Consider the following 9,066-nt stretch of genomic DNA (forward strand, 5'->3'; position numbering starts at 1 on the left):
GCGAACGATCAGAGCAAGAGTCGCCGGATCTCGGAAAGCAGGCCACCCAACAGGGTCGTGAAACGCACACCGTCTGCACCATCGACCACCCTATGGCCGTAAGAAAGCGAAAGCGGCAGCATCAGGCACGGCTGGAACGCATTGCCATCCCAGACCGGCTTCATGGAAGCGCGGGAGACGCCCAGGATCGCCACTTCCGGCGCATTGACGATCGGTGTAAAAGCCGTGCCGCCGATGCCGCCCAGACTAGAGATGGAGAAACACCCCCCCTGCATGTCGGCAGGCAGCAGCTTGCCGTCACGCGCCCGGCCACTGACCACCATCAACTCTTTCGCCAGTTCAAAAACACCCTTTTTATCCACATCCCGGATCACCGGCACCACCAGGCCGTTGGGAGTGTCCACCGCCACTCCGATGTGGATATAGTTCCGATAGATCAGGCTTTCACCATCCGCTGACAGCGCGGCATTCAGGGTCGGCATCTCTTTCAGTGCTGCCGCCACTGCCTTCATCAGGAACGGCATGAAGGTAAGCCGGATATCCTGTTTCAGGGCCACATCCTTCTGCGCCTTGCGGAAGGTCTCCAACTCGGTGATATCCGCCTCATCGAACTGAGTGACATGGGGTACCGTCAACCAGCAGCGGTGCAGATGAGCGCCGCTGAGTTTCTTGATGCGTCCCAAAGGCTGAGCATCGATTTCACCAAACCGGGCATAGTCCACCTCCGGTCCCGCAGGCATCTCAAACGGGGAACCTGTCACACGTGTCGGCTGGCCGCCCTTGAGGGATTTTTTAACAAAGCCCTGCACATCATCCTTGGTCACCCGGCCCTTGGGACCGCTACCCTGCACCAATGGCAGCTCCACACCCAGTTCACGGGCAAATCTGCGCACCGCCGGGCTGGCGTGTGCTTTGCGAGCAGTTTTGACGGCGGGACTGTTCGACACAGGCGGCGCACTCGCGGCTTTCTCGCCGGGGATACGCTCACCGGTGACATCACGTTGATTGGCCGGTGCAGGTGCCTGCACAGCTTCAATCTCTTCTGCTGCGGGCGCGGGTGATGAGACACTCTGATCCGATACCGTCTCTGCAACCCCATCATCAAGTTCCAGAGTCGCTATTTTTTGATCCTGGCCGATACGATCCCCAACCTTGATGAAGAGCGCCTGCACCACCCCGGCATGGGGTGAGGGAATCTCCATGGTGGCCTTGTCACTCTCCAAAGTGAGCAGCGAATCCTCAATAGACACCCGGTCCCCCACGGAGACCAGTAGCTCGATTACCTCGACTTCATCGAAATCGCCAATATCGGGCAACAATATTTCGCTCGTTTTACCCACGTTGTTTCCTCTGCCGCATAGCGGAAAATTCTCTTCAGGGATATCGAGAGATATCCCGCGTCCGATTTTTATACCGTCGTTGGATTCGGTTTTTCCGGATCGATCTTGTACTTTTTGATCGCCTTGCTGACATTGGAGAGATCGATCTCCCCGTCATCCGCCAATATCTTGAGTGCTGCAACTACGATGTAATAGCGATTCACCTCGAAAAACTTCCGCAGCTGGCTGCGCATATCACTGCGACCGAAACCATCTGTACCCAACACGCTGTAGCTCGCCTTCACGAAGGGCCGGATCTGATCCGCATAGCTGCGCATATAGTCAGTGGCCGCAACCACCGGACCCTTGGTTTCCGCCAGAAGACCCTCAACATAGCTGCTGCGAGGCGTTTCTTCCGGATGCAACATGTTCCAGCGTTCGACATCGAGACCGTCGCGACGCAGCTCATTGAAACTTGTGACACTCCAGACATCTGCAGAGATACTGAAGTCCTTTTCCAGCAGTTCAGCCGCTGCGATTACCTCTCGCAGGATCGCGCCACTGCCCAGCAGTTGGACCCGTTTTTTGCGCTTGCCGCCCTTCTGGAAGAGATACATCCCGTTCACGATACCGCTCTCCACCCCCTCGGGCATGGCGGGTTGCAGATAGTTCTCGTTCATCACGGTGATGTAGTAAAAAATACTCTCCTTTTCCTGATACATCCGCCGCATGCCATCCTGCACGATCACCGTCATCTCGAAGGCAAATGCCGGATCATAGGCGACACAGTTCGGGATAGTTGCCGCCATCAGGTGGCTGTGGCCGTCCTGGTGCTGCAACCCTTCTCCCGCCAGGGTGGTTCGTCCGGCGGTGCCACCAATGAGGAAACCCTTCGCCTGCATATCACCGGCAGCCCAGGCCAGATCACCGATACGCTGAAAACCAAACATCGAGTAGTAGATGTAGAACGGGATCATAGTGGTCCCGTGATTACTATAGGCGGTGGCGGCTGCGATCCAGGAGGACATGGCGCCCGCCTCGTTGATGCCTTCCTGCAGGATCTGTCCCTTCTTGTCCTCGCGATAGTACATCACCTGGTCCGCGTCCACCGGTTCATAGAGCTGCCCCACGGAGGAGTAGATGCCCAGCTGGCGGAACATGCCTTCCATGCCGAAGGTACGAGCTTCATCCGGGATGATCGGCACCACATGCTTGCCCAGTTTCTTGTCCCGAATCAGCATATTGAGCAGGCGCACAAAAGCCATGGTGGTGGACTGCTCACGCTCTCCACTCCCTTCCAGCAGCGCCTTGAAATGCGAAAGATCGGGCACCTCCACCGGTGCGACCTCAGTTCGCCGTTGTGGCAGATAGCCGCCCAGCGTCTGGCGGCGCTCATGCATATACTGCATCTCAGGACTATCTGCTGACGGCTTGTAGAATGGTGCTGCGCCAATCTGATCGTCGGAGATCGGGATGTTGAAACGGTCACGGAATGCTTTCAGCGCCGCCTCGCCCATCTTCTTCTGCGAGTGGGTGATGTTCTGCCCTTCACCGGCGACACCCATGCCGTAACCCTTCACCGTCTTGGCCAGGATTACCGTCGGCTGCCCCTTGTGGGCAGTCGCCTCCGCGTAGGCGGCATAGACCTTGTGAGGATCGTGACCGCCACGGTTGAGGCGCCAGATATCTTCATCGGTCATATTGGCGACCATATCCTGCAACTCCGGATACTTGCCGAAGAAGTGCTCACGGGTATAGGAACCGCCTTTCGCCTTATAGGCTTGATAGTCACCATCCACGCACTCTTCCATGCGTTTCAGCAGGTGGCCACTCTTGTCTTTGGCGATCAGGGGATCCCAGTAACCTCCCCACACAACCTTGATCACGTTCCAGCCGGCGCCACGATAGACCGCTTCCAGCTCCTGGATGATCTTGCCGTTGCCCCGTACAGGCCCATCGAGCCGTTGCAGATTGCAGTTCACCACAAAGACCAGGTTATCGAGACGTTCGCGTCCGGCGAGAGAGATGGCGCCCAGCGCCTCCGGTTCGTCCATCTCACCATCACCGCAGAAGGCCCAGACCTTACGGTTCTCGGTGTTGGATATACCCCGATCGTGGAGATAACGCATGAAACGCGCCTGATAGATCGCCATCAGTGGGCCGAGTCCCATGGAGACGGTGGGGAACTGCCAGAAACCTGGCATCAGCCAAGGGTGCGGATAGGAAGAGAGGCCTTGGCCATCGACCTCCTGGCGGAAACTGTAGAGCTGATCCTCGCTGATGCGCCCTTCAAGATAGGCCCGCGCATAGATACCCGGCGCGGAGTGCCCCTGAAAAAAGATCAGGTCACCTTCACTGGTCTTGTTCGTTGCGCGGAAGAAGTGGTTGAAACCCACGTCAAACAGGGTGGCAGCGGAGGCAAAACTGGAGATATGCCCGCCCAACTCGGTGGAGATCCGATTCGCCTGCACCACCATCGCCATGGCATTCCAGCGAATGAATGAACGGATGCGGCGCTCCATGGCCCGATCACCGGGAAAACGCTGCTGTTGGCTGACAGGGATAGTATTCACATAGGCCGTATTGGCGCTGAATGGCAGATGAGCTCCGGAGCGGCGAGCCTTATCCACCAGCTTTTCTATCAGAAAGTGGGCCCGCTCAACCCCTTCATTTTCCAACACTGCCTCAAGGGCATCGAGCCACTCTTCAGTCTCCAGGGAGTCGATATCGGGTCTTGTCGCCATCGAATTTCTCAATTTTTGTAGAGAGCGGGCGCCCTGCCGACCGACTGCACCCGGTAAACAGAAACTTTTCCGCCCTATTATTGAACAAACAAATACTTAGAATTAATGCGTGCAATATACAACAAGGGAAGGTTTTTTGCAGATTTAATACTAAAACAATCCCCGGAAATTATTATTGTTTTCAGGTGATTGGATGACAATCACCGCTTCATACCAGACTCTCCAAACACATAAAAAAAGGCGCGCCCAACAGAGTTGGGCGCGCCTTTTTCAGAGACTAAACGCTGTAACGCTTAGATGTCCTTGCGAGTTGCGAAAGCAGGACGCTCGAAGGGCACACGTTCCATGGCAACCTTGCGGCACTCTTCCCATCTGCTGCTGCATCTCTGCACGGCGGGCTTTATCTCTTTAACCATCTCTCTCGTCGCGGCGGGCATTGGACTCTTCTGTACAGCAGCGAAATGGACTCAGGCGTGGCTGGCATTGCTGGCATGCGGCTCTGCATCCGCTCTTCCGTATCTTTGACCATCGCGTCGCGGCGAGCACGGTGGACTCTTCAACGCGCTTGGCAATGGACTCAGGCATGGCTGGCATTGCGAACATACGGCTCATCCGCTCTTCCATCATCTTACGTCAGCTTCCATCCTCCTCCTGCATGGACTTCATACGTGCATCCATGGAAACCATTGGATCAACATTGTTGGCACTGCCCGGCGTGTACTGACGCTGTGCGGCAACTGCCTGTTCGTATGCCTTCTGCTGTTCGGCAAAAGCTTTCTTTGCTCTGCGGTCGGGGCAGCAACAGCGGCCGGGAACGCCATGGCGTGGGTGCGTAACCGCGTAAGGACCATAACCATGGTGATCGTAACCCGACCCCAGCACTACCATTGCCACGACCACGAGCGCTCATGGTACAGTAAATCGAGTCACACGCCGGCGCCCCAAACCGTCGCCGAAGAAATCATCACCCCAGTTGTTGCCCCACCAGGCGCTGGCGGAAGCGAAGTTGCAGCCGGAACGATGCCCGCCCAACTCGGTGGAGATCCGATTCGCCTGCACCACCATCGCCATGGCATTCCAGCGAATGAATGAACGGATGCGGCGCTCCATGGCCCGATCACCGGGAAACCTTTGCTGTTGGCTGACCGGGATAGTATTCACATAGGCCGTATTGGCGCTGAATGGAAGATGCGCACCGGAACGGCGAGCCTTATCCACCAGCTTTTCTATCAAAAAGTGGGCCCGCTCAACCCCTTCATTTTCCAACACTGCCTCAAGGGCATCGAGCCACTCTTCTGTCTCCAGGGGGTCGATATCGGGTCTTGTCGCCATCGAATTTCTCAATTTTTGTAGAAAACGTATGCCCTGCCGACCATTTGCATCGGCAAACAGAAGCATTCCCGTTCTATTATTGGACAAACAAATACTTAGAATTAATAAGTGCAATATACAACAAGGGAAGGGTTTTTGCAGATTTAATACTAAAATAATCCCCGGAAATTATTATTGTTTTCAGGTGATTGGATGACAATCACCGCTTCATACCAGACTCTCCAAACACATAAAAAAAGGCGCACCCAACAGAGTTGGGCGCGCCTTTTTCAGAGACTAAACGCTGTAACGCTTAGATGTCCTTGCGAGTTGCGAAAGCAGGACGCTCGAAGGGCACACGTTCCATAGAAACCTTGCGGCGCTCTTCCATCTGCTGCTGCATCTCTGCACGGCGGGCTTCCATCTCTTTAACCATCTCGTCGCGGCGGGCATTGGACTCTTCAACACGCTTGGCAATGGACTCAGGCATGGCTGGCATTGCTGGCATGCGGCTCTGCATCCGCTCTTCCATCTCTTTGACCATCGCGTCACGGCGAGCATTGGACTCTTCAACGCGCTTGGCAATGGACTCAGGCATGGCTGGCATTGCAGGCATACGGCTCTGCATCCGCTCTTCCATCATCTTGCGATCAGCTTCCATCCTCTCCTGCATGGACTTCATACGTGCATCCATGGAAGCCATTGGATCAACATTGTTGTACTGCCCGGCGTACTGACGCTGTGCGGCAACTGCCTGTTCGTATGCCTTCTGCTGCTGTTCAGCAAAAGCTTTCTGCTGCTCTGCGGTCGGGGCAGCAACAGCGGCAGGAGCGCCGTAGTAAGGTGCGTAACCGTAAGGACCATAACCATAGTGATCGTAACCACGACCCCAACCACTACCATTGCCACGACCACGAGCGCTCATGTTGAAATTAAAATCGAAGTCACCGGCGCCAAAACCGTCGCCGAAGAAATCATCACCCCAGTTATTGCCCCACCAGGCACTGGCGGAAGCAGAAGTTGCAGCCAGAACGATGGCAGCAGCGATAATAGAAACCTTTTTCATGTCACACACCCGAAAATTTGTTATTGAAAGCTAGTTAATTTGTCTGTTTGTTTGTTTGTTCTCGCACGTCCCTGTGCATTCAATCCTATTGCGGTCAGCTCGAATTACTTAGCTGGAGCAGCTGGAGCTGCCGGGGCAACCGGAGCGGCGTAAGGATAACCGCCGTAGCCGTAAGGCGCGCCGTAGCCGTAAGGCGCGCCGTAGCCGCCGTAACCACGGTTATAGTAGTTATTGTAACCACGACCAGAACCATAACCGGAACCACGAGCGCTACCGCTCATGCCGAAGCTGAAGCTACCGCTACCGTCGCCCCAGCCATCACCCAGCCAGTCGTTACCCCAACCACGGTTGCCATAGCCAGGACCACCCCCCCCATGCGGAAGCAGAAGCAGAAGCAGCGATCAGAACAGTCGCGGCTGTAGCTTTAATGATATTGTTCATTGCGTACTCTCCTAGATAGAATATGTATTTAGCAGCAAGTGGAAAGCAGATACTGCGTAGCTTTCGAGAGAAATAATATTAGTAAATTCTTAATTAAGCAAATACAATTTGTATATTATTTGCCACGCTCTATAGCGTTCATCTATCATGAATTCGGTCTCGCCATGCACATCACACTGACTCAACCTGACGACTGGCACCTCCACCTGCGTGACGACGATGCGATGGCCTCAGTCGTCGCCCATAGCGCAGAGCGTTTTGGCCGAGCCATTGTTATGCCGAACCTTAAGCCACCGGTTGCCGACACAGAGATGGCCGAGGCCTATCGAAATAGAATCCTGCTGGCACTGGATAGCGACACCAGCTTCCAGCCGCTCATGACACTCTATATGACGGATAACCTCTCTCCCGCCGAAATCGGACGCGCGAAAGAGAGCGGTTTCGTGCATGCGATAAAACTCTATCCGGCTGGCGCCACCACTAATTCCGATTCCGGCGTCACAGATATCGAAAAGATGTACCCGGTGCTGGAGGCAATGCAGAAACACGGCTTGCCCCTGCTGGTGCATGCAGAGGTCACCGACAGCCATGTCGACATCTTCGATCGGGAGAAAACTTTCATCGGCCGGCATCTGGAGCCGCTGGTCAGGGAATTTCCGGAACTTCGCCTGGTCTTTGAACACATCACTACCAAAGAAGCCGCGGATTTCGTCTCTGCTGCAGCGGACAATGTGGCAGCCACCATCACCGCGCACCACCTGCTCTTCAATCGCAATGCCATGCTGGCTGGCGGCATTCGCCCCCATTTCTACTGTCTGCCGATACTCAAGCGGGAATCCCATCAGACAGCGTTGATCAGCGCTGCAACCAGTGGCAATCCACGATTTTTCCTCGGCACCGACAGCGCCCCTCACTCACTTGGGGCCAAGGAGTCTGCTTGCGGCTGCGCAGGATGTTACACCGCCCATGCCGCCATTGAACTCTATACACAAGTCTTCGAACAGGCTGGCGCTCTGAACAAGCTGGAGGGATTCGCGAGCTTTTTCGGCCCGGACTTTTACCGACTGCCCAGGAACCGGAAACAGATCACTCTGGAGAAGCGGCCCTGGGAGGTGCCAAATTGTTACAATTTCGGTAACGACACGCTGATCCCCTTATGCGCCGGGGAGCAGATTGACTGGCAGATAGTGAGATAGATTGACAGGCAGCCTCAGATATCATCAAAAAACAGATCGTCTTCCAGCGGTGGGTCACCATCATAGATGTCGAAACGACGCTTCTGCAGATAGGACTCGCGCATGAAGGCGTAGGGATCGATTGCAGCCTCCTCCACCACCTTGCTCGCACGCAATAGATCCGCCCGCAGATCAACGTATCTGAAGGCAAGCAGCGTCCAGTAGACGCCCTCGGAAGTGTAGTAGATCGGGTTCATGAAAACGTCCCCGGTCTTACCGATAAAATCTCTCACCGTGCTGGGGCCAAGCATCGGCAGCATGATGTAGGTACTCTCCTCATAACCCCAGTATCCCAATGTCTGCCCCATATCCTCTTTGTATTCGGGAATACCGATATCAGAGGCCACATCGATAAAACCCAGCAGACCGATTGTAGTGTTGACGCAGAGCCGCCCTACATCGGTAATCGCCCGCCCGGGCTTGAGTTGAAACAGATTGTTGGCGGCGGAATTGATATCCGCAAGATTATGAAAAAAGTTAGTAAAACCCCGATCCAGCGGGTCGGGTGTGATCGCCTGATATCCTTTGGCCACCGGTTTTGCAATGGTGTTATCGAAGTCTGTGTTGAATCGATTGATGGAACGGTTCATCCCTTCCAGCGGATCAACGGCATACTCCGTCCCCTCCGGCACGCTGGCGCATGCCGACAGTCCCAACAAAATAAGCGGGAGCAGAAACCCGATCACAACCCTGTTTATCATTTGCACAGCCATTAAGCCTTGGGATCCCTGATCCCGAAACAATAACATACCAATGATCTGGAATACGACAAAACCCAACATTCAGATTCGTAAACCCTGCCGCTTTTCTTTATCCTTTGCGCATGAACGAGACAAGCTACAATCCACTCATCGCCCATCGTTTTCGCGGCTATCTGCCAGTGGTGGTGGACGTGGAAACCGGTGGCTTCGACGCTAAACGCGACGCATTACTGGAGATTGCCGCCACTA

Annotated in this window: 7 protein-coding genes and 2 pseudogenes; 2 read left to right on the forward strand and 7 right to left on the reverse strand. The window is 54.9% G+C overall.

The window, feature by feature from the left end:
* Positions 1-8: 8 nt before the first annotated feature.
* The 6 genes and pseudogenes from aceF to G9Q73_RS12700 form a co-directional block, all read right to left on the reverse strand.
* Positions 9-1,340 (reverse strand): dihydrolipoyllysine-residue acetyltransferase, encoded by a 1,332-nt coding sequence (gene aceF / locus G9Q73_RS12670; RefSeq protein WP_177420109.1) that lies wholly within the window; start codon positions 1,338-1,340, stop codon positions 9-11.
* A gap of 68 nt (positions 1,341-1,408) precedes the next feature.
* The gene (gene aceE, locus G9Q73_RS12675) at positions 1,409-4,063 is read right to left on the reverse strand and encodes a pyruvate dehydrogenase (acetyl-transferring), homodimeric type (protein WP_177420110.1); all 2,655 of its coding nucleotides are present in this window, start codon (positions 4,061-4,063) and stop codon (positions 1,409-1,411) included.
* A gap of 633 nt (positions 4,064-4,696) precedes the next feature.
* Positions 4,697-4,963, reverse strand: a complete 267-nt coding sequence (locus G9Q73_RS12685; RefSeq protein WP_177420111.1) for a hypothetical protein — start codon at positions 4,961-4,963, stop codon at positions 4,697-4,699.
* A gap of 90 nt (positions 4,964-5,053) precedes the next feature.
* Positions 5,054-5,395 (reverse strand): annotated as a pseudogene (locus tag G9Q73_RS12690) (pyruvate dehydrogenase E1 component-related protein); the annotation flags it as partial.
* A gap of 292 nt (positions 5,396-5,687) precedes the next feature.
* On the reverse strand, positions 5,688-6,440 hold the full coding sequence (locus tag G9Q73_RS20530) for a sulfur globule family protein (protein WP_177420112.1): 753 nt from the start codon (positions 6,438-6,440) through the stop codon (positions 5,688-5,690).
* Between the two features lie 104 nt (positions 6,441-6,544).
* Positions 6,545-6,838, reverse strand: a complete 294-nt coding sequence (locus tag G9Q73_RS12700) for a sulfur globule family protein (protein ID WP_439654713.1) — start codon at positions 6,836-6,838, stop codon at positions 6,545-6,547.
* 207 nt (positions 6,839-7,045) lie between these two features.
* Between G9Q73_RS12700 and pyrC the strand changes: the two genes are divergently transcribed.
* Positions 7,046-8,077 carry a dihydroorotase gene (gene pyrC / locus G9Q73_RS12705; protein WP_177420113.1) on the forward strand — a complete coding sequence of 344 codons (1,032 nt, stop codon included), beginning with the start codon at positions 7,046-7,048 and terminating at the stop codon, positions 8,075-8,077.
* A 14-nt stretch (positions 8,078-8,091) separates the two neighbouring features.
* Here the strand turns inward: pyrC and G9Q73_RS12710 are convergent, their stop codons facing one another.
* Positions 8,092-8,817, reverse strand: a complete 726-nt coding sequence (locus tag G9Q73_RS12710; protein ID WP_177420114.1) for an MlaA family lipoprotein — start codon at positions 8,815-8,817, stop codon at positions 8,092-8,094.
* A gap of 122 nt (positions 8,818-8,939) precedes the next feature.
* Here G9Q73_RS12710 and G9Q73_RS19690 point away from each other — a divergent pair.
* A pseudogene (locus tag G9Q73_RS19690) lies at positions 8,940-9,066 on the forward strand (ribonuclease T); the annotation flags it as partial.

Source organism: endosymbiont of Lamellibrachia barhami, assembly GCF_011947365.2.
Lineage (GTDB): Bacteria > Pseudomonadota > Gammaproteobacteria > Chromatiales > Chromatiaceae > QGON01.

Bases quoted from the DNA above. Each gene is read 5' to 3' on its own strand.
- aceE (WP_177420110.1), bottom strand. From the start codon at position 4,063: ATGGCGACAAGACCCGATATCGACTCCCTGGAGACTGAAGAGTGGCTC.
- pyrC (WP_177420113.1), top strand. From the start codon at position 7,046: ATGCACATCACACTGACTCAACCTGACGACTGGCACCTCCACCTGCGT.
- G9Q73_RS20530 (WP_177420112.1), bottom strand. From the start codon at position 6,440: ATGAAAAAGGTTTCTATTATCGCTGCTGCCATCGTTCTGGCTGCAACT.
- G9Q73_RS12710 (WP_177420114.1), bottom strand. From the start codon at position 8,817: ATGATAAACAGGGTTGTGATCGGGTTTCTGCTCCCGCTTATTTTGTTG.